Source organism: Pseudomonas fakonensis (assembly GCF_019139895.1).
Lineage (GTDB): Bacteria > Pseudomonadota > Gammaproteobacteria > Pseudomonadales > Pseudomonadaceae > Aquipseudomonas > Aquipseudomonas fakonensis.
This window is the reverse complement of sequence record NZ_CP077076.1, coordinates 3,631,810-3,652,088: the sequence shown is the minus strand read 5'-3', so window position 1 is coordinate 3,652,088 and position 20,279 is coordinate 3,631,810. Positions and strand designations below refer to the sequence as shown.

Genomic DNA, 20,279 nt, shown 5'->3' with positions numbered 1-20,279 from the left:
TTTGGTGGGCTTGCAGGTGGTGGTTTTTTTTGCGGGTGGTTTATGTTCTGTGATGTATGCTGTTTTTGAACTTTGTGAGGGTTGGTTTTGGAAGTTTTATGCGCATTCATTATTTGTATTGACGCTTATTCACCTTTCCGCCCTTACGGCGGCTCACTTTTTGAAGTCCGGAATGCCGGCCAATCAAAAGTAAGCAAAAAATGCTCGCTCCATTCATCAGCCCCGCCCGCGGCGGGGTTCCCTCACTCCGGGCTTGCTCCGGGGGTACGCGCCGACGGGCCGTCCCTGGCCCGATCGGCGCTCGACCGGCATCCATGCCGGTCGCCCCCCTGCGCAATCCCGCAGTGAAGCCTCCTGAAGTCGCGAAGTTAGGGGCGGCGCCTATGAGTACGCAGCTCGGTCGCTAGTTGCATTTGTGGGAACTCAGGATAGCAATCGCCGGCAAGCCGGCTCCTACAGTGGAACGCGTTAATTTGGATAACGCGTAACCCTGTAGGAGCCGGCTTGCCGGCGATAGGGCCCGAACTAACAACACATCAATAACAACTAAACCAATATCTCTGCTCTTGATCTGGCTCTTGATCTGGCTCTTGATCTTGCTTCTAAGCGCGCAATAGTTCAGGCAACACAAATCGCGACTTCAGGAGGCCGAGCGTAGGGATTGCGTAGGAGGGCGACCGGCATGGATGCCGGTCGAGCGCCGATCGGGCCAGGGACGGCCCGTCGGCGCGTACCTCCGGAGCAAGCCCGGAGCGAGGGAACCCCCGAAGCGCAGCGTAGGGGGCCGGATGATGGGAGCCAGCGTTTTTTGGTTACTTTTTGTCGCGTTTGACAAAAAGTGACCCGCCGTAAGGGCGGAAAGGTGACGAAAAGCGCTTATCGTCAACGAATGCGCATACATCTACCAAAGCAATCACCATAAACCCCGAACCCGAACCCAATCAGGCCAACGCCAACCCCACACAACACCGCGCCAGCACATCGGTCGGGTCCACCAGGGCCACCATCCGCCCCCCGATCCGGTAGCTCTGCGCCTGCGGCAATACCAGCGGCAACTCCGTGCACCCCAAGATCAAAACCCCGGCCCCCCGGCCCACCAGGTACTCCGCCGCAGCCAGCAAATCTTCCCGACATTGGCCGTCGACAAACCCCGCCTTGACCCCCCTCTCGCCATAAATGGCCCGCATCACCCGCGCCTGCGCAGCCTCATCCGGCACCAGCAGCTCAAGCCCGGCAGCCGCCGCGACCTCGTGGTACACCCGGCTGGCCAAGGTGCCGGACGTGGCCAGCAGCCCAATCGGCTGCCCAGCCCCATGCTGCCGGGCAATAAAGGCGATGGTCTCGGCCGGCATGTGCACGATGGGCACCTGCAACTGCCCCTGAATCCGCTGCACATAGGCATGGGCCGTGTTGCAGGGGATGGCGATGGCGTTGGCGCCCTCACATTCCAGGCGCTTGCAGGTGGCGTACAGGGCCACCGTGGGGTCGGCCTCGCCGTGCAGCAGGTTGGCAGTGCGGTCGGGGATCTGCGGGTTCTGCTCCACCACCATGCGGATGTGGTCCTGGTCACGCCCGGCCGGGGTGTTGGCCACTACCTTGGCCATGAAGTCCACCGTCGCTGCCGGCCCCACCCCGCCAACGATGCCCAGGCGAAACGGCGCCTGCCCGCTGACGGCATCACTGGCGCCGGCGAACTCGGCGTACACCTGGTTCGCGTCCACGCAGTCCAGGCCGCGCCGGCGCAGGTCGGCGGCGATCAAAGACAGCTCGGTCATGCCAGGCAGCAGCAAGGTCGCGCCCTGGGCGGCGAGGTCCTGGCAGGCCTGGTGCACCTGCTCCAGCGCCACGCCTTCACAGTGCCCGGCCTTGATCCCGGCCGGGCCGTACACCGCATCCATCAGCCGTGCCTGGTTGTCGCCGGACGGGTAGACCAGCTCGTAGTGCGCCGCAAAGTGCCGCTCGAACAGGCCGGCGCCACGCACATAGTCCGACGTCAACACCCCCAGCCGCGCGCCCGGGGCAACCCGGCTGGCGACGTGCTGCTGCAGCGCCGCAAGCATGTCGACCACCGGCACCTGCAGCTCGGCGCGCAACTCGTCGATGAAGGTGTGGCTGGCAAAACACGGCAGCAGCACGGTATCGGCGCCGCTGGCGGCGAAGGCCTGGCACAGGCGGTACACGTACAGCTTGCGCGAGGTCATGCTGGCACCGTGCGCCAACGGCAGGGCCAGGTCGTTGAATGGTTGCTGCTCGAACACCAGGCGGTAGCGGCCCTGGTCGGCCAGCACGGCGTCGCTCTTGAGCAGCTTGAAAAACAGGTCGCCGCCGGCCAGGGAGCCGAGGCCGCCGATGATGCCAAGGGTGTGCGGGGAAGGTTGGTTCATGCAGGCAGGCTCAGGCAGGTTGCGGGTTGGCTTGGGCGGCAGGGGCTTCGCCGTGGCGCTCTTCCAGGCGGGCAATCACCGCAGTGGCGATGCTGTTGCCCACCACATTGGTGGCGGTACGGCCCATGTCGAGGAACTGGTCGATGGCCAGGATCAGCAGCAGGCCCGCCTCGGGCAGGTGGAACATCGGCAGGGTGGCCGCGACCACCACCACCGAAGCCCGGGCCACACCGGCCATGCCCTTGCTGGTGACCATCAGGGTCAGCAGTATCAGCACCTGCTGGGTGAACGACAGCTCGATGCCGTAGGCCTGGGCGATGAACATGATGGCGAAGGCCTGGTACATCATCGAACCGTCGAGGTTGAACGAGTAACCCAACGGCAGCACGAAACTGGACACCCGCTTGGAGGCACCGAACTTTTCCAGCGCATCGATGGTTTTCGGGTAGGCCGACTCGCTGCTGGCGGTGGAGAACGCCAGCAGCACCGGCTCGCGAATCAACTTGCCCAGTTGCAGCACCGGGCGCCCGAGGAACAGGTAGCCCACCGCGAACAACGCCACCCACAGCAGGGCGATACCCACGTAGAACTGGCCGATCAGCTTGCCGTAGTCCAGCAGCAGGCCAATGCCCTGGGTGGTCACCGCTGCAGCCAGTGCGGCGAACACGCCCACCGGGGCGAACATCATCACGTAGTCGGTGATGCGGAACATCACCTTGGCCAAGTCGTCCACCAGTGCGCCGATGCGCTCGTCGCCCTGCTTTTTCACGTAGGCCAGGGCCAGCCCGAAGAACAGCGAGAACACCACGATCTGCAGGATCTCGTTGTTGGCCATGGCCTCGGCGATACTGCGCGGGAACACGTGGCTGATGAAGGTCTTCAGGCTGAAGTCGCCGACATTGACGGTGACCGCGCTGGCCGCCTGGGCATGCTCGACGCTCAGGTTAAGCCCGGCGCCTGGCTGGAACAGGTTGACCAGCAGCATGCCCAGGGCCAGGGAGAATACCGAGGCGCTGACGAACCACAGCATCGAGCGCAGGCCGATGCGCCCCACCGAGCCCGAGCTGCCGAGGCTGCCGATACCCGCCACCAGGGTGGCAAATACCAGCGGGGCGATGATCATCTTGATCATGCGCAGAAAGATATCGGTGACCAGGCTGAAGTAGCCGGCCATCTCTTTTGCAGCGTCGGGGCTGGCCGCGAAGCGGTTGCAGGCCCAGCCGACGAGGATGCCGAGGACGATGGCCACGGCGATGTAGCGGGGGAGCTTGTTGTTATTCATTGTTGACCTCGATGGGGGGTGGCACGCCGAGGGGGCGGCCTGGGCAGGTTACGGCGAGGGCAACGGGCACATGATGAGGATGCGCCATAGTTCGATGCAAAATCGTCATAGTTGCTGACTGGCTGCGATGGGCGGCTAAAATCAGCCAACCCCCATGAAATCACCCCGCGCAGGCCAGGCATGCAAACCAAGTGGATAGACGACCTGCTGGCAGTCGCCGAAACCAGCAATTTCTCCCGCGCGGCCGAAATTCGCTGTATCACCCAGTCGGCGCTGTCGCGGCGCATTCGTTCGCTGGAGGAGTGGGTGGGGGTGGAGCTGGTCGACCGTGGCACCTACCCGGTGCAACTGACCCAGGCCGGGCGCACCTTCTGCGACGAGGGCCGCGACGCCCTTGCGGCGTTCATGGACCTGCGCTCATCCCTGCGCCGTGGTGAGCGCATGCCGGGGCGCTCGATCCAGGTGGTGGCCGGGCACACCTTGTCGATGACCTTTGTGCCCAAGTGGTTTGCCGAGTTTCAGCGGCGCAACGGCTACTTCAACGCCCGGGTGCTGGCGGCCAATGTGCAGGAGGCGGTAATCGCGCTTGCAGAGGGCGGTTGCGATTTGATGATCGGCTACAGCCACCCGCGCGCACCGATCTTTCTCGACCCTGACAAGTTCGTCGGCCTGCGCCTGGGCACTGATGCGTTGTTCCCGGTGTCGGCACCGGACAGCCAGGGCCGGCCGCTGTTCAGCCTGCCGGGTACGCAGGCGCAGCCGATCCCGTACCTGGGCTACACCGCTACTTCGTTTCTGGGCCGGGTGGTGGATGTGATCCTTCAGGGCCAGGCAGTGCCTGCGCAGCTCAAGCGCTTTTATGAGGCGGACATGGCCATGCACCTGCTGCGCATGGCCCGCGAAGGCTATGGCATTGCCTGGCTGCCGGAGTCGGCGGTGGAGGAGGAACTGGCCGCCGGCCGCCTGGTGCGTGCTGGCGGGGCGCAATGGGAGGCGTCGCTTGAGATCTGGTCGTTCCGCTCCATCGGCAACAGCAACCAGACCATGCTCGAGCTGTGCAAGTCGCTGGAGCGGGAGGTGCGGTGAGGTATGGCGAGTCGTGTGCAGGCCCTGCCAGGAATACTGACTTGCTGATTTTCCAACCTTGGTGCGTGCCCAGCAGCGGTTGTTGGTCAGCATGCCTGCACCCGCCTGTAGCCATTCGGCGTCTGCCCGCTGAGCCGTTTGAAAAACCGCGCAAAGTACGTCGGGTCGCTGAACCCCAGGCTGTCGGACAACTGCCCGATGCTCATGCGCGTGTACACCAGGCTGCGCCGCGCCTCCAGCAACAGCCGCTGATGAATCACCTGCAGCGCAGTCTGCCCGGCCAGCTCGCGGCACAGCTGGTTCAGCTGCAGGCTGGTCACCCCCAGCCGCGCGGCGAATACCTCCACCGCCAGGTGCTCACGGTAGTGCGCCTCCACCAGCCGCAGGTACTGGCCAAGCAACTGCCGGTCACGTTCGCTGCGGTTGCGCGGCGGTAGCCCATGCTGCTGGCGGCCGATCCACACCATCAACGCGGTAACCAGCGCCGGTAAAAGTGCCGCGCGGCCCGGGGCGCTGCCCTGGTACTCCTGCTGCAGGCTGGCAATCAGCATGTGCAGGCGCCGGCGGTCGCGCCCCAGCGCGTAGCAGCCGGGCGCTGCCAGCACGCTCAGTGGCGCGCCCAGGCGCTGCTCCAGGTCGGCCACCAGGGCGGTGCCAAAGGTCAGCACATGGCCCTGGATATCGGCACTGAAACGAAAGCCATGCACGGTCAGCGGCGGCACCACCTGGATCGCCGCCTGGCGGATCACGCTGCGTACGCCTTCGATCTCCACCTGCGCTTCGCCGCGTTGCACGTACAACAGCTGGAACAGCTCGGCGTGCTGGTGCGGCTTGATCTCCCAGTGGTGCAGGCGGCTGCGCGCAGGGATGGTCTCGCAGTGCAGCAGGTCGGTGCCGGGCCAGGCGTGGTTTTCGCCGTACAGCTGAAACAGCGGGACGCCGGGGAGGGGGCTGTGCATGGGGTATCTGCCTGTCCGTTAATCGAACCGATTTTTTAAAAGTGCAGGTTTTGTAGTGGATAGCACACTTTTACGGCCTGGATCGGACGTAAAAATGCAGGAGCGAACCGTAACAGCACAAAGAGACAACAACAATGAAGACTCAGGTTGCAATCATCGGCGCAGGCCCGTCCGGCCTGCTGCTGGGCCAACTGCTGCACAAGGCCGGCATCGACACGTTGATCGTCGAGCGGCAAACCCCCGACTACGTGCTTGGGCGCATCCGCGCCGGGGTGTTGGAACAAGGCACGGTCGACCTGCTGCGCGAGGCCGGGGTGTCGGCGCGCATGGATGCCGAAGGCCTGGTGCACGAAGGCGTCGAACTGCTGGTGGGCGGGCGCCGTCAGCGCCTGGACCTCAAACGCCTGACCGGCGGCAAGACCGTGATGGTCTACGGCCAGACCGAAGTCACCCGCGACCTGATGCAGGCCCGCGAGCTCAACGGCGCGCCGATTATCTACGCGGCCAGCAACGTGCAGCCCCACGACATTGCCGGCGAGCGCCCGTACCTCACCTATGAAAAAGACGGCCAGCAGCACCGGGTGGACTGCGACTACATCGCAGGTTGCGACGGTTTCCACGGGGTGGCGCGGCAGAGCATCCCGCCCGGGGTGCTGAAGGAGTACGAGCGCATCTACCCGTTCGGCTGGCTGGGCCTGTTGGCCGATACGCCGCCGGTGAACCACGAACTGATCTACGCCCACCACGAGCGCGGCTTCGTGCTGTGCAGCCAGCGCTCGCAGACCCGCAGCCGCTACTACCTGCAGGTGGCGCTTGAGGAGCGCGTGGAGGACTGGCCGGATGCGCGCTTCTGGGGCGAGCTGAAAGCGCGCCTGCCGGCGGATGTGGCCGAGCGCCTGGTCACCGGCCCGGCGCTGGAAAAAAGCATCGCGCCACTGCGCAGCCATGTGGTCGAGCCCATGCAGCATGGCCGGCTGTTCCTGGTGGGCGATGCTGCGCACATCGTCCCGCCCACCGGTGCCAAGGGGCTAAACCTGGCGGCTTCGGACGTGAACTACCTGTATCGCATCCTGGTGAAGGTGTACCGCGAAGGGCGCACCGACCTGTTGGCGCAGTATTCACCCATGGCTTTGCGCCGGGTGTGGAAGGGTGAGCGTTTCAGCTGGTTCATGACCCAGCTGCTGCATGATTTCGGCGAGCACCAGGACGACTGGGACCGCAAGATGCAGGCCGCGGACCGCGAGTATTACCTGGGTTCGGAGGCGGGGTTGTTGAACATTGCCGAGAACTATGTGGGGTTGCCGTTCGAGGAAGTGGCGTAGGGCGTGCTGTAGGTAGCACATCGACATGCCTGGGACCTGTGGGAAGCGGCCTTGTGTCGCGACTGGGCTGCGAAGCGGCCCCTGGGTCTCAAGCACATGCAACATTGTCGGGGCTGCTACGCAGCCCAATCGCGACACAAGGCCGCTTCCCACAGGTACGAGGAGGTGGCGTAAACCCCCTGTGATCCTGTGCTATTGCTCCAGCACCTTGACCATCTCCCCATACCCGCGCTGGCGTGCATGCTCCAGCGCGGTCACGCCGTCCTTGTCGGCAATCGCCCGGTCCGCCCCGGCCGCCAGTAGGCGCCGCACGATCTCGACATGCCGCGGCCCGCCATCACCGAGAATCACCGCCTCCAGCAATGCCGTCCAATGCAGGCGGTTGAGGTGGTTCACCTGCACCCCGGCATCGATCAGCAGCTGCACGGTCTCTACATGCCCGCGCTCGGCCGCCGGGATCAGCGCAGTGCCGCCGTAGCGGTTGGTGCTGTTGAGGGCGGCGCCGTGGGCCAGGGTCAGGCGCAGGATGTCGTTCAGCCCGCGAGCACCGGCGTACAGGTAGGGGCTGTCCTGGATGTTGTCCTTGGCATTGACGTCGGCCCCGGCCGCGATCAACGCCTCGGCTGCCGCCACCTGGTTGGCGTGGGTGGCCACCAGCAATGCGGTCTGGCCGTCGCCATTGCGAGCATCGACCGGGGCGCCCTGGGCAAGCAGTTCACCAATGGTTTGGGCATCGCCGCGCTGGGCGGCTTCGAGCAGGCGGGTGTCCATGGGGCGCTCCTTGGCAAGGGTGGGCAGGCTCAGCAGGGCCAGCAGGAGGGCGGCGATCATTGTGCGCATGGCGGCGTTCCTGGGTGGGCGAGGGGCCATCCTAGGCAAGCGTTAGCGGCAGCGGAAGTGAAGTATCCGCATGACTTTGAGTCGATTTGTGAATGGTTGCCCGAGGCAGGGGGGCGTGATAGAAGTCAGGCCTGCCATTCAGAAGTTGAATTTCAAGATGTCCATCAGCGTTAAATCGAATAGAGCCCTGTTCGACCTCGACCTGCTGCGCGCCATCGTGGTGGTGGCCGATTGCGGCAGCTTCACCACCGCCGCCGCGCGGCTGCATTCCACCCAGTCGACCATCAGCCAGAAGGTGCGCCGCCTCGAAGAGATGGTCGGCCACCGCCTGCTGGTGCGCGGCAACCGCGACGTATTGCCCACCGACGCCGGCCAGACCCTGCTCGGCTACGCCCGCCACATGCTGGCGCTGAACGACCAGATGCTCGAAGCCCTGGCTGGCGCCATGGTGGGGGTGACCGTGCGCCTGGGCGTGCCCGAAGACTTCGTCGGCGGGCGCACCACCAACGCGCTGTCGGCGTTCAGCCGCTGCCACCCGCAGGTCAAGCTGGAAGTCACCAGCGGCCTGTGTCGCGACCTCAGCCAGGCCTACGACAACGGCGAGCTGGACCTGGTGCTGCTCAAGCAGCGGCGCAACAGCCGCGAAGGTGTAGCCTGCTGGCCGGAGCGCTTGCAGTGGATCGACAGCGCACGCATGCCGTCCTTCGAGCTCGACCCGATCCCGCTGGTGACCTTCCCCCCGCGCGGCCTGTACCGCGACGACATGATCAACGCCATCGAAGGCATGGGCCGGCGCTGGCGCATCAGCTTTACCAGCTCGAGCCTGAGCGGCATCCAGGCCGCAGTGGCCGACGGCATGGGCATCAGCCTGCTGCCGCCGCGGGCGGCAACCGCCGAGCACCGTGTGCTGGGCGCCGCCGAAGGGCTGCCGGAGGTGGACAGCTACGAGATCGTCATCGTCTGCCGGCCAACGGCGGACGTGATGGTGAAGGCATTGGCCGATGTGCTGACGGAGCTGTTGGGCGAGCAGGCGATTTAACTAGTGTCCTGTCTCGGAAATACGTTCTCTTTTGGCGAGTGGCTTGGGTGTTCGGCCAAGGCGCCGCGACGAGTCATAGCAGGGCTATGGCGAGGAGTGGCAACGCAGGCCGGGCGCCCAAGACGCCGCCAAAAGTGAACAGCTTATTTCCGAGACAGTACACTAGCGGCACGCCACAAGGCCGCTCCTTGGCAGGAGCGGCCTTGTGGCCCTCGGGTATCACACGGTTACTGCAGGTGCACCTTCAACTCCCCTGCCGCCTGGCGCATCGCGGCCTGTACCGCCGGCACCTGGCTCAGCGGGTTGAGCAGCCCGTAGTCGTGGATCATGCCGTTGTAGCGCACTGCGGTCACCGTCACACCGGCTGCATTCAGGTGGCGGGCATAGGCTTCGCCTTCGTCACGCAGTACATCGAACTCGGCGGTCTGCACCAGCGCAGGCGGCAGGCCCTTGAGCTGTTCAGGGGTGGCGCGTAGCGGCGAGGCGTAGATCTGCGCGCGCTGGCCGGCATCGGTGGTGTAGCTGTCCCAGAACCATTTCATCATGCCGGTGGTGAGGAAGTGGCCGTCGGCGAACTGTTTGTACGAAGCGGTCTCGAAGCTGGCGTCGGTCACCGGCCACAGCAGCAACTGGAAGCGCAGTTTCGGCGTGCCGGCTTCTTTCGCCTTCAGGGCTACCACGGCGGCCATGTTGCCGCCGACACTGTTGCCGGCCACCGCCAGGCGGCTGCTGTCCACGCCGATCTGCTTGCCGTGCTCGGCGACCCAGCGGGTGGCGGCGTAGGCCTGGTTGATGGCGGTGGGGTAGTGGGCTTCGGGGGACGGGGTGTAATCGACATACACCGCCACCGCACCAGAGCCGACCACCAGGTCGCGGATCAGGCGCTGGTGGGTGGGGTAGTCGCCCAGGACCCAGCCGCCGCCGTGGAAGAACATGAACACTGGCAAATCACCCTTGACCTTGGCCGGGCGCACGATGGTCAGCTTCAGCGGCTGGCCGTCGGCCTGGATGCTGCGCTCGCTCACCTCGATACCCGACAGGTCGACCTTTACCGAAGCCTGGGCACCGGTCAGCACGGCGCGGGCGTCTTTCGGGCTGAGCTGCTCGAGCGGCTTGCCGCCGCCTTGGGCGAGAGCGTCGAGGAAGGCCTGGGTGTGTTGTTCCACACCTGGGCTGCCGGCGGCGAAGGCGCTGCTGACCGAAAGGGCGAGAAGGCTGGTGGCGAGGGTTTTGCGGACAATGTTCATGGTGAATCCTTTTCAGTTTAAGTGTAGGTAGTGGGCGTCTTGCCTGGCCTTGGGGCCATTGCTGCGACCTGTGTGTAGATTAAGCAGATGCCATGGGCGGAAAAAGCGGCTATAAAGCGTTTGACTGTCAATTAGAGCGTGACAATGAACCCTTACGAAGACATGCGGATTTTTGCCCAGGTGATGGAGGCCGGCAGCTTCACCGCTGCGGCCGAGCGCCTGGGGTTGTCCAAGCAGTTCGTCAGCCGCCGGCTGATGCAGCTGGAAGAGCGCCTTGGCGTGCGCCTGCTCAACCGCTCGACCCGGCGCCTGGACGCCACGCCGCTGGGTGAGCGCTACTACCAGAACGCCTTGCGCCTGCTGGATGAGGTGCAGTTGCTGGAACAGGACATCAGCGGGCAAACGCAGCAATTGCGCGGCACATTGCGCCTGAGCGCGCCGCTGTCGTTCGCCATTGCCCACCTGGGCTGCCTGCTCACCGAGTTCCTGCGTTTGCACCCCGGCGTGGATGTGGAGGTGGACCTGAGCGACCGCGCCGTCGACCTGATCGGCGAGGGTTACGACCTGGCGCTGCGCATCGGCACCCTGGAAGACTCCAGCCTGATCGCCCGGCGCATCGCTGCGGTGGAGCGGGTGTATTGCGCCAGCCCGGCGTACCTGGCGCTGCGCGGCACGCCGCAAACACCGGAGCAGTTGGCCGGGCACGATTGCCTGCCCTACGGGCATGCGCGCCAGGTGCAGTGGCAGTTCAGCGCCGAGGGCAAGGCGCGCAGCATTGCCGTGAGCGGGCGCATGCGCGCCAACAATGGCGAGATGCTGCGCGATGCGGCGGTGGCAGGGATGGGGGTGACCTACCTGCCGACCTTCATCGTCGGCCAGGCACTGGCCGAGGGGCGGCTGGTGCAGGTGCTGGAGGGGTGGGCACCGCCTGCGCTGCAGCTGTCGGCGGTGTATCCGCAGCACCGCCAGGTGGCCCGGCCGGTGCAGGTGTTCGTGGAGTTTCTGCGCGAGCGGCTGGTGGCGTTGTAAGGCGGTAAATACCATCGCGGGGCAAGCCCGCTCCCACGCCGTTTTACGTGGGAGCGGGCTTGCCCCGCGATGGGCGTTCGGTCAGGCCGCTGCTGCCAGCTTGGCGCTGGTCTGCCGGCGGCGGTAGGCGCTGTCACGGCTGGCCAGCCACCAGTAAAGCGGGGAGGTCACCGCCAGCCCCACCAGCCACGAAAGGTCCGCACCGTTGATGTACTCGGACACCGGGCCCACGTACAGCGGGGTGTTCATGAACGGCACCTGCACCACGATGCCTACCGCATAGGCCAGCAGCGCCTGCGGGTTGTAGCGCCCGTAGATGCCGCCATCGACCTTGAAGATCGACTGGATGTCGTAGTCGCCCTTGTGAATGGCGTAGAAGTCGATCAGGTTGATCGCGGTCCATGGCACCAGCACCACCAGCAGCACCAGCACCATGTCGACGAAGTGGCCGATGAAGTCTGCCGAGGCGAACACCGCCACCACGCAGCAGGCCGCCAGTACCAGCAGCGACAGTACGGCGCGGCTGCGCGCGGTGGGGATCCAGCGGTAGGCGAAGGTCTGGATCAGGGTGATGATCGACAGCACCGCGCCATACAGGTTGAGGGCGTTGTGGCTGATCACGCTGAGCAGGAACAGCACCAGCATCAGCGGGCCGAGGGTGCCGGTGGCCAGCTTCACCGCATCCATGGTGTCCATGCCCGCCGGGATGGCCAGCACCGCCACCGCGCCGAAGATGAACGACAGGCTCGAACCCAGGGCCGAGCCCAGGTAGGTGGTCCAGAAGGTCGAGCTGACCTTGACGTCGGCCGGCAGGTAGCGCGAGTAGTCCGACACGTAGGGGGCGAAGGCGATCTGCCACAGCGCCGCCAGCGACACGGTGGCCAGCCAGCCGGCCAGGTTGAAGCCACCGCGGGTGAGGAAGTCGTCGCTTTGCACATGGCTGAAGATGTAGCCAAAGCCGACCACGATGCCGATGCCCAGCACCCAGGTGCCGATGCGGTTGAGCACGTGGATGAAGCGGTAGCCGATGATGCCGATGATGCCCGAGCCCAGCGCACCGATGACGATACCCACCGGCACCGGCACGCTGTCGACCACCCCGTGCAGCGACTTGCCGGCCAGCACGATGTTGGAGGCGAAGAAGCCGATGTACATCACGCCGGCAATCACCACCACCAGCAGGGCGCCGAGGGAGCCGAACTGGGCGCGGCTCTGGATCATCTGCGGGATGCCCATCTGCGGGCCCTGGGCCGAGTGCAGGGCCATCAGCACACCGCCGAGCAGGTGGCCGACCAGGATGGCGACGATGCCCCAGACCAGGTTCAGGTGAAACAGCTGCACGCCAAGCGCGCCGGTGACGATGGGCAACGGCGCGATGTTGCCGCCGAACCACAGTGTGAACAGATCCCTTACCTTTCCATGGCGGTCTTGCGGCGGCACGTAGCCGATCGTGTGTTTCTCGATGAGGGGTGCCGAATTGGCTGCACTGGTCATGACTGACTCCAAGGCAAGGAGGGGCAACCGCAGCTGCCCGGGGGCGTGCCGGCAAGGGGCGACGCGTTCTTGTTGGAGCGATGATGGGGGCCGGGCAGGGAACGGGAAATTAGTAAATTTGTGCTCATGAACCTTAAAAAAGCTAAGGCTGGCAAAAGCTTAAGGGGTGAGTGGTAGCAAGGAGGGTGCCAGCTGGCTGGCGGCTGCATGCGGCTTGGGTTTGCAGGTGCCGGCGGTGTTGCGGGTGGTCCGTGATGGTGCGTGGTGCACAGTGTTGGCGCGCAGTGATGGCATCGCACGCTCCCTGTAGGAGCCGGCTTGCCGGCGATCACCGGCAACGCCGGTGCCAGGCCGCAGGTTGATGTTGCCTGGGCTGGCCCTATCGCCGGCGAGCCGGCTCCTACATCGGCAACAACCGGTCCTGAATCACTTCTTTCATTACCAAGGTCGAACTCAGCCGTTTCACATTGGGGATGCTGGTCAGCTGTTCGTCATACAGCTTCTGGAACGCCGGCAAATCCTTGGCCACCACGTGCAGCAGGTAGTCCGGGTCGCCGAACAGGCGCTGGGCCTCGACAATCTGGGCGATTTGCGCCACTGCCGCCTCGAAGTCCGCCACCGGCTGGCGAGTCACCTCGCGCAGGGTCACGAACACCAGCGCGGCGAAGTTCAGGCCCAGGGCGGCGGGGGCCAGGCGGGCGTGGTAGCCGAGGATTGCGCCAGACTCCTCCAGCGCCTTGAGCCGGCGGTGGCAGGGTGACAGGCTCAGGCCCACACGTTCGGCCAGTTCGGTCACGGACAGCCGGCCATCCTTTTGCAGCTCGGCAAGTATCTTGCGGTCTGTGCGGTCCATTGAGGGAGATTCTTCCAGTAATCGAGGTGTGGCTGGAAATATACGAAAGATAATCCCTGGGCGATATCCGTAATCTTTCTTTCACGCAAACCACCGTGAAAGGAAGAGTTCAAATGGCCATGAGTGTTCTGGCGGCGTTCTGGGCCGTGTCGTTCCTGTTCGTGATCACCCCCGGGGCCGACTGGGCCTACGCCATCTCGGCCGGCATGCGCGGGCGCTGGGTGGTGCCGGCGGTGGCCGGCATGCTCTCGGGGCATTTTGTGGCCACCCTGGTGGTGGCTGCCGGGGTTGGCAGCCTGCTGGCCGGCCACCCGCTGGCACTGACCTTGTTGACCCTCGCCGGTTGCACCTACCTGCTGTGGCTGGGCGCCAACCTGATGCTTAGCCCGGCGCTGCCGGAGGGTGGCGACGAGCAGCAGGCGAGCGGTTCGCGCTGGGCACTCAAGGGCTTTTGCGTAAGCGGCTTGAACCCCAAGGTGTTTCTGCTGTTCCTGGCTTTGCTACCGCAGTTCACCGACCCGCAGTCGGCGTGGCCGGTGGGGTTGCAGATTTTGCTGCTGGGGCTGGTGCACCTGGCCAGCTCGCTGGTGATCTACCTGATGGTGGGGTATGGCGCCAAGGCGGTTTTGAGCACCCGGCCGGCGGCGGCGCGGGTGGTCGGGCGGGTGTCGGGGCTGGTGATGATCGGCGTGGCGGTGCTGCTGGCGCTGGGGCAGCTGCGCTGAGCCCTTACTCGCCCAGGCGCTGCTCGCGCGATGGCGGGTAGCCGAAGTAGGCGGCGTAGCACTTGCTGAAGTGCGACACCGAAACGAAGCCGCAGGCCACCGCTACCTCCATCACCGACAGGTCCGAATACTGCAGCAGGCGCCGGCTTTTGGTGATGCGCAGCTCCATGTAGTAGCGCCGCGGCGAGGTGCCCAGCTGGGCCTGGAACAGGCGGTCGATCTGGCGCCGCGAACGGCCGGAGTAAGACGCCAACTGGTCGAGGCTGAGGGTTTCTTCGAGGTTGTTTTCCATCAGTTCGACGATGGTGCGCAGGTGCAGGCTCATGGACTTTTTCGCCCCTGGGCCGACCTGGCGATAACGTGCACCAGAGAACGACAGGATTTCCTCGACCCCTTCGGCCAGGCCATCGCCGTGCAGGCGGCGCACCAGGCCGAGCATCAGCTCCATGGCGCCATTGGGGCTGGCGGCGGTGAGGCGGTCGCGGTCGAGGGTGAAGCTGGCCGGGGTGATGCGCGTTTGCGGGCTGGTTTCGGCCAGGCTTGCGCGCTGCTCGGGGTGCACGCTGCAGCCGTAGTCATCGAGTACCCCGGCGCGGCCGAGGAACCAGGCGCCGTTCCACAGCCCACCCAGGGTCATGCCGTGGCCGGCGCAATCGGCCAGCAGGCGGTCCAGGCCAGGGTACTTGAGCGCGGTGCGCAGGCCGCCACAAATCACCAGCAGATCAAGCTCGTGCAGCGTGTGCGGGTCGAGGGGCGTGGCCACCAGTTCCAGGCCCAGGTCGCTGAGCACCCGGTCGCCACCCAGCGACAGTGGGGTGAAGGCGAAACTGTCGGCGCGCAACAGGTTGGCGGTGACCAGCACGTCCATGGCCACGGTGAAGCTGGCCATGGAGAAATGCTCCAGCAGCACGAAGTCAACCCGGTACGGGCGCTGGACGCTGCCGTCGTTGTTCTTCAGGCGCAGCATGTTGCTGGTGCTGGTCTTCTTGCTGAACTGGCGTGGTGTGGGCACTGCGGACTCCGCTTCCTGGCTGGCGCGATGAGTGTGCAAGGCGGCGCCGGGAAAGACAACACCGGGTGGCATTGGGCTATGCTGGCAGCCTTTTGCTGCCTGGAGCCGCTGCCATGAAATACCTCGCCATACTGCTGTTCAGCCTGCTGCCTGTGCTGGCCCATGCCGTGGAGCCGGGCGAGCGCCTGGCGCCCTGGACCTTGCTCGACCAGTACGACCAGCCCTACAGCCTGGGCGCCGACACCCGCCTCTTGCTGGTGGCCCGCGACATGGACGGTGCCAAGCTGGTCAAGGCGGCTCTGGCCGGGCAGCCCAAGGGGTACCTGGAAGCGCGTGGCGCGGTGTTCGTGGCTGATATCCAGCGCATGCCGGCGCTGATCAGCAAACTGTTCGCCATCCCGGCGATGCGTGACTACAGCTACCGGGTGCTGCTGGACCGCGAAGGGCGGGTGGCCAGCCGTTACGCCGGGGCCGAAGGCCAGGTGCTGTGGCTGGTGCTGGACCAGGGTGTGCTGGTAACGCTGCGCGAATTTGCCGATGCGCAAGAGCTGAAGGCTGCGCTGGAGGGGGCTGCTACCCAGTAGCAACCTGTGTCGGCCGCATCGCCGGCAAGCCGGCTCCTACAGGTACAGCGCAGGTCCGAGGGTTGTGCGATCCCTGTGGGGCTTTAGCCGCGAAGCAGGCGACGCGGTGCATGGCACCGGATGTGCCGGTGTTCGCGGGTCAAGCCCGCTCTCATAGAACAAACTACAACTCATTGATTTAACACGGTCCCGGTGGGAAGCGGCCTTGCCGGGGCGCCGTCCGGTCGAGATGGGCTGCGCAGCAGCCCCGGCAATTTTGCATGAGGCCGAGACCTTGGGGCCGCTTCGCAGCCCATCTCGACCGGACGGCGCCCCGGCAAGGCCGCTTCCCACAGGGGCGCGATGCATCTGCGAGATCCGTTCTCTGCGCGACAGCGCAGCTCGAAAGGGCTGGGTGATCTCCTACAGGGGGGCGGGTCAACTCATCACTTTGTGGTTGGGGCGCTGGCGGTAAACTCCAGGCGTCACCCCGGCATGCGCCTTGAACACCCGCTGAAAATGCGCCTGGTCGGCAAAGCCCAGGCGATAGGCCACATCCGCCAGCTCTACTCCCTGGCGCAGCAGCTCGCGAGCCTGGTTCACCCGCGCATTGAGCAAATAGGCGTGGGGCGTCATGCCGGTGGCACTGGCAAAGGCGCGGATCAGCGCATAACGGCCCAGCCCTGCCTGTGCCGCCAGACCGTCCAGTGTGACTGCGGCCAGGTCCTGGTGCTGCAGGCGCTCCAGCAGTTCGGCCAGCATCGAGGGCGCCAGGGCCGGCGCTTCGGCCAGGCACTGATGCGCCGAGAAGTCATGGTCGCCAATGAACGCCACCAGCGCGGCGTCCTTCTCCAGGGGGGCGGCGGCGGAAAACAGCAGCTCGTTCAGCGCGCAGAACTGCCGGTACAAGCGCGGTGAACGGCTGATCCGGGCCGGCGCGCCAGGTGCCCCGGCTTCGAGCCCCGACTCCAGGCGCAGGCGCTGCAGCCACTCGGCGTTAAGGTGCAGCATCTGGTAGCTCCAGGCTTGCCCGGGCTCGGGGTTGCAGGCATGCACCCGCTGCGCCGGCACCATCACCAGCGTGCCTGGTGTCAGGCGGGTTTCGCCCCTGCCGGCCCCGGTAAAGCGGCTGAACCCGGCGTCCACCGCGCCGATGGAGAAGGTCGGGTGGCTGTGGGCCTTGTAGCAGGCGCGGCTGTGGCAAGCGCGCCGGCTTTCCACGTGGGGCAGGGCCGGGTCGTGCCAGATTTCGCGGCGGGCAGTGGGCATGGCGAATGGCCTGAAGTGCAGTGGCAGCGGGCAGTCTACTGTTCCGGCCAATTGCCGCGCCACTGTGCTTGACGCAAGGGCCGGCCGGACGCGACGCTGCCCGGCCTGTGAAGGAGAAGAATAATGGACCTGTCGAGCCTGCTGCTGTTTATCCCCGCCTGTTTCGCCCTGAACATGGCCCCGGGGCCGAACAACCTGTTGTCCCTGCACAATGCCAGCCGCTACGGCCTGCGCACCGCCTGTGTGGCGGGCGGCGGGCGGCTGCTGGCCTTCAGCGGCATGATCGCCCTGGCGGCGATGGGCCTGGCGGTGGTGCTGCACACCAGCGAATACCTGTTCCTGGCCGTCAAGGTGCTGGGGGCGGGCTACCTGTTCTACATCGCCTGGCAGCTGTGGCGGGCGCCGGTGGGCGAAGCGCAGGTGGCGGGCGAGCAGCCACGTGGCACCTGGAAACTGGCACGCCAGGAGTTCTGGGTGGCGGCAGGCAACCCCAAAGCGATTCTCATCTTCACCGCCTTCCTGCCGCAGTTCGTCAGCGTGGGCGGAAGCACTCCGGTGGGTGAGCAGTTCTTGCAACTGGGCGTGCTGTTTCTGCTGCTGGAATGGGCGGCCATTGCCATCTACGCAGGGCTCGGTGCCTACCTGCAGCGCTGGTTCGAACGGCCCGGGCCGCGCCGGGTATTCAACCGGCTCAGCGCGTCGTTGTTGGGCTGTGCGGGGCTTGGGTTACTGGCGGCGCGGCGCTAGAACTGCCAGCGTACCCCCAGGTTCACTCCACTGGCGCGCTGCTGGCGGCTGTCCAGATTGCTGCTGTACTGCACGCCGCCGTGCAGGGTCAAGGCTTCGCTGGCTTGCCACAGCATGCCGCTGTCCAGTTGCAGCGAGGTGTAGCGGTAATCGGTCTTGATCCGGTCTGCGTCATCGAACACCAGGGTGTCGCGGCCGCCATCGCCATGCCACAGGTTTATTTGTGCGTAGGGTTGCAACAGGCGTTGCGCGGGCCCGGCGAACGAGCCGACCAGGCGCAGGCCCAAACGCGCGGTCAGCTCGACCTGCGCGTCATGCTCGATGCGCGAGACCGCGTCATGGGCGCTGTCCAGGTTGACCTTTTGTGCGATCACTTGCGCCTGAGGCTCGAGCGACCAGCGCGGTGACAGTGCCAGTGGCAGCCCGGTTTCGAGCGAGGCGCTCCAGGCGTGGCCATCGACGTCGAGTTTGCCGCCGCGGTCGGAGCGGGCGCGGCCTTCGAGCCTGCTGTACTGCAGCACCGCATCCACATAGCCACCCTGTACACCAACCCGTGTCCAGTAAGCGCCCAGGCTGTCGCTGGCCAGTTCAAGGTCGCCCACCGGGCTGTCCGCGAGCGCAAGGGCAAAGCCCTTCACCCGTGCGTCCAGGCGGCTGTGCCCGAGGTACAGGCCGGCCTGTTGGCGCACGCCATTCTCGGCCAGCTTGGCGTACAGGTCCTGGCCGACGCGAAAACCGTAGACATCGCCATCCAGGCTAGGGTCGACGGTGCCGCTCCAGCTTTGGCGCAGCTTGCCGCCATAGGCCTGACCCCAGGCGGCGCTGCCGGCCAGGGCACGCTGGTCGCCCTGGCGCTGGTGAAACGTGCCCAGGGCCTGGCGCACGATGACTGCGGCACCGCGGGGCGCTGCGGCATACACCGGCACTTCCGGGCGATACAGCGGGATGCTGGCAACCGGCGCTGCCGTGGGCCCGGTGGTGGGTTCGACCACCAGCAGCACCGAGCGCAGGTACCAGTTCTGTGCGCTGCCGGCGCTGACGCCGCCTTTGAACAACTGGTAGTCGTAGGCTCCGGCAGAGACTGGCGCGGCCAGGCTGAACGCGTCATCGGCAGTGTTTGCCCCGTTCAGGGTTTCGACCACCATGATGCCGTCCTGCACGGTGGCGGCACCGGCTCCACCCAGGTTGGCCACCTGAACCCGGGTACTGCCACTGGCGCTGCCCTGGTCGATCACCAGGCGATCTGCCGGCGCACCGTCACCTGCGAGGATGCTGTTCAGGCGCAGCAGGCCGTTGGCACCCTGGTAGTCACCGGCCACGGTCAGGCGGCCCTGGGCATCGTTGCCGGTTGCAAGGTCCACAGTCCCGGCATTGAGCAAGGTTGCCCGTTGCCCCGCGCCGATGGCCATCACCGCGCCCTGGCGCGAAGCGAGGGTGCTGCCGGCGTCGATGCGCAGTGTGCCGGCCCCCGTGGCGCTATCGCCCAATTGCAGGGTGTCATCGAGGTCGAGGCGGCTGGCGCCGACAAGGGTGACCTGCTCCCAGTTGGTGTAGCGCGCGCCGCCAACGGCGTGGCTGTCGACCAGGGTCAGGCTGTCGTTGCCCGTGCCGCCGTCCACGATGATGTTCAAAAGGTCAGGCGTAAGCCCCTGCAATAGAGCGACATCGTCACCGGGGCCCATCTGCACTTGCCCGGCAATGCGCCCACCACCCCAGGTGAACTGGTCGTTGCCGGTACTCATCAACACGTTGCCGCCGAGTTGGCCGCCATGTATCAGCACCCGGTCATCGCCGCCACTGACGCTGATGTTGCCGCCCACGGTGCCGGCGAAGAGTTCTACAAGGTCGGTGTCGAAGCCTGTGATGATGTTCTGGTCGATGCTGCCGCCGCGCATGATGAAGGTGTTCTTGTCCAGGCGCATGTTGACGTTGCCGATGCGCCCGCCGTCCATTTCGGCGAAGTCGCCGCTGTCGAAGGTGCCTTTGATCCAGCCGCCGGTCATGTGGAAGGTGTCCAGGCCATCGCCTTGGTTGAGGCTGCCTTCGATGACCCCGCCGCTCATGTTGAAGGCGTCTGTGCCGCCCCCCTGGTTGACGCTGCCGCCGATACTGCCGGAGGCCATGTCGATGCGGTCGCGGCCGACGCCGAAGGTCACGTTGCCGGTAATGCTGCCGCTGCCATCGGCGGGGAAGGCCAGGCTGTTGTTGCCGCTGGTATCGGTCAGGGACGCGGCACTGGCGCTGTCGCAAACGTAGCTGTCGTCACCGGCGCTGGTGACGAAGCTGCAGGCGGCATGGGCGGCGGGGGTGGTTGAAAGGTATAGCGTGACCAGCGAGAGCAGTATGCGCGCGACCATGGCCGGGGCCTCCACTTGCCAGAGGGGCCCGCACGACTGGCGCGCTGTGCAGGGTTACTCCGGTTGTATAG

Annotated in this window: 17 protein-coding genes; 7 read left to right on the top strand and 10 right to left on the bottom strand. The window is 65.7% G+C overall.

Going from position 1 to position 20,279, the window contains the following annotated elements; genetic code table 11:
* Positions 1-941 precede the first annotated feature (941 nt).
* Both cuyB and KSS94_RS16080 read right to left on the bottom strand, forming a co-directional pair.
* Positions 942-2,384, bottom strand: coding sequence for a cysteate racemase (gene cuyB, locus KSS94_RS16085; protein WP_217839087.1), 1,443 nt, complete (start codon positions 2,382-2,384; stop codon positions 942-944).
* A gap of 10 nt (positions 2,385-2,394) precedes the next feature.
* Positions 2,395-3,666 (bottom strand): dicarboxylate/amino acid:cation symporter, encoded by a 1,272-nt coding sequence (locus tag KSS94_RS16080; protein ID WP_217839086.1) that lies wholly within the window; start codon positions 3,664-3,666, stop codon positions 2,395-2,397.
* 180 nt (positions 3,667-3,846) lie between these two features.
* Between KSS94_RS16080 and KSS94_RS16075 the strand changes: the two genes are divergently transcribed.
* Positions 3,847-4,752, top strand: a complete 906-nt coding sequence (locus KSS94_RS16075) for a LysR substrate-binding domain-containing protein (RefSeq protein WP_217839085.1) — start codon at positions 3,847-3,849, stop codon at positions 4,750-4,752.
* 86 nt (positions 4,753-4,838) lie between these two features.
* Here KSS94_RS16075 and KSS94_RS16070 read toward each other — a convergent pair whose 3' ends face one another.
* Entirely contained in the window at positions 4,839-5,711 is an 873-nt protein-coding gene (locus tag KSS94_RS16070) for a helix-turn-helix domain-containing protein (protein WP_217839084.1), read from the bottom strand.
* A gap of 134 nt (positions 5,712-5,845) precedes the next feature.
* Here KSS94_RS16070 and pobA point away from each other — a divergent pair, with 134 nt between their 5' ends.
* Entirely contained in the window at positions 5,846-7,033 is a 1,188-nt protein-coding gene (pobA, locus tag KSS94_RS16065; RefSeq protein WP_217839083.1) for a 4-hydroxybenzoate 3-monooxygenase, read from the top strand.
* 192 nt (positions 7,034-7,225) lie between these two features.
* Here the strand turns inward: pobA and KSS94_RS16060 are convergent, their stop codons facing one another.
* Positions 7,226-7,873 carry an ankyrin repeat domain-containing protein gene (locus tag KSS94_RS16060; RefSeq protein WP_217839082.1) on the bottom strand — a complete coding sequence of 216 codons (648 nt, stop codon included), beginning with the start codon at positions 7,871-7,873 and terminating at the stop codon, positions 7,226-7,228.
* A gap of 157 nt (positions 7,874-8,030) precedes the next feature.
* Between KSS94_RS16060 and KSS94_RS16055 the strand changes: the two genes are divergently transcribed.
* On the top strand, positions 8,031-8,912 hold the full coding sequence (locus KSS94_RS16055; RefSeq protein ID WP_217839081.1) for a LysR substrate-binding domain-containing protein: 882 nt from the start codon (positions 8,031-8,033) through the stop codon (positions 8,910-8,912).
* Between the two features lie 227 nt (positions 8,913-9,139).
* Here KSS94_RS16055 and KSS94_RS16050 read toward each other — a convergent pair whose 3' ends face one another.
* Positions 9,140-10,159, bottom strand: a complete 1,020-nt coding sequence (locus KSS94_RS16050; RefSeq protein WP_217839080.1) for an alpha/beta hydrolase — start codon at positions 10,157-10,159, stop codon at positions 9,140-9,142.
* Positions 10,160-10,303: 144 nt separating this feature from the next.
* On the opposite strand from KSS94_RS16050, the gene KSS94_RS16045 reads away from it, so the two are divergent.
* On the top strand, positions 10,304-11,188 hold the full coding sequence (locus KSS94_RS16045) for a LysR family transcriptional regulator (RefSeq protein ID WP_217839079.1): 885 nt from the start codon (positions 10,304-10,306) through the stop codon (positions 11,186-11,188).
* Between the two features lie 81 nt (positions 11,189-11,269).
* On the opposite strand, the gene KSS94_RS16040 is transcribed toward KSS94_RS16045, so the two are convergent.
* Together KSS94_RS16040 and KSS94_RS16035 are read right to left on the bottom strand one after the other, a co-directional pair.
* Positions 11,270-12,682: a purine-cytosine permease family protein gene (locus KSS94_RS16040; protein WP_217839078.1), complete on the bottom strand. Its 1,413-nt coding sequence runs from the start codon at positions 12,680-12,682 to the stop codon at positions 11,270-11,272.
* A gap of 400 nt (positions 12,683-13,082) precedes the next feature.
* Positions 13,083-13,535: an Lrp/AsnC family transcriptional regulator gene (locus tag KSS94_RS16035; protein ID WP_217839077.1), complete on the bottom strand. Its 453-nt coding sequence runs from the start codon at positions 13,533-13,535 to the stop codon at positions 13,083-13,085.
* 113 nt (positions 13,536-13,648) lie between these two features.
* Between KSS94_RS16035 and KSS94_RS16030 the strand changes: the two genes are divergently transcribed.
* Positions 13,649-14,260: a LysE family translocator gene (locus KSS94_RS16030; protein ID WP_217839076.1), complete on the top strand. Its 612-nt coding sequence runs from the start codon at positions 13,649-13,651 to the stop codon at positions 14,258-14,260.
* A 4-nt stretch (positions 14,261-14,264) separates the two neighbouring features.
* Here the strand turns inward: KSS94_RS16030 and KSS94_RS16025 are convergent, their stop codons facing one another.
* Complete coding sequence (locus KSS94_RS16025) at positions 14,265-15,272, bottom strand: GlxA family transcriptional regulator (RefSeq protein ID WP_217839075.1); 1,008 nt, start codon at positions 15,270-15,272, stop codon at positions 14,265-14,267.
* A 113-nt stretch (positions 15,273-15,385) separates the two neighbouring features.
* On the opposite strand from KSS94_RS16025, the gene KSS94_RS16020 reads away from it, so the two are divergent.
* Complete coding sequence (locus KSS94_RS16020) at positions 15,386-15,856, top strand: FAD/FMN-containing dehydrogenase (RefSeq protein ID WP_217839074.1); 471 nt, start codon at positions 15,386-15,388, stop codon at positions 15,854-15,856.
* Positions 15,857-16,273: 417 nt separating this feature from the next.
* Here KSS94_RS16020 and KSS94_RS16015 read toward each other — a convergent pair whose 3' ends face one another.
* Entirely contained in the window at positions 16,274-17,104 is an 831-nt protein-coding gene (locus tag KSS94_RS16015; RefSeq protein ID WP_217839073.1) for an AraC family transcriptional regulator, read from the bottom strand.
* Positions 17,105-17,227: 123 nt separating this feature from the next.
* On the opposite strand from KSS94_RS16015, the gene KSS94_RS16010 reads away from it, so the two are divergent.
* On the top strand, positions 17,228-17,851 hold the full coding sequence (locus KSS94_RS16010) for a LysE family translocator (RefSeq protein WP_217839072.1): 624 nt from the start codon (positions 17,228-17,230) through the stop codon (positions 17,849-17,851).
* Here KSS94_RS16010 and KSS94_RS16005 read toward each other — a convergent pair.
* Positions 17,848-20,208 (bottom strand): autotransporter family protein, encoded by a 2,361-nt coding sequence (locus KSS94_RS16005; RefSeq protein WP_217839071.1) that lies wholly within the window; start codon positions 20,206-20,208, stop codon positions 17,848-17,850. The two genes, KSS94_RS16010 and KSS94_RS16005, sit on opposite strands and share 4 nt — an antisense overlap.
* Positions 20,209-20,279: the final 71 nt, after the last annotated feature.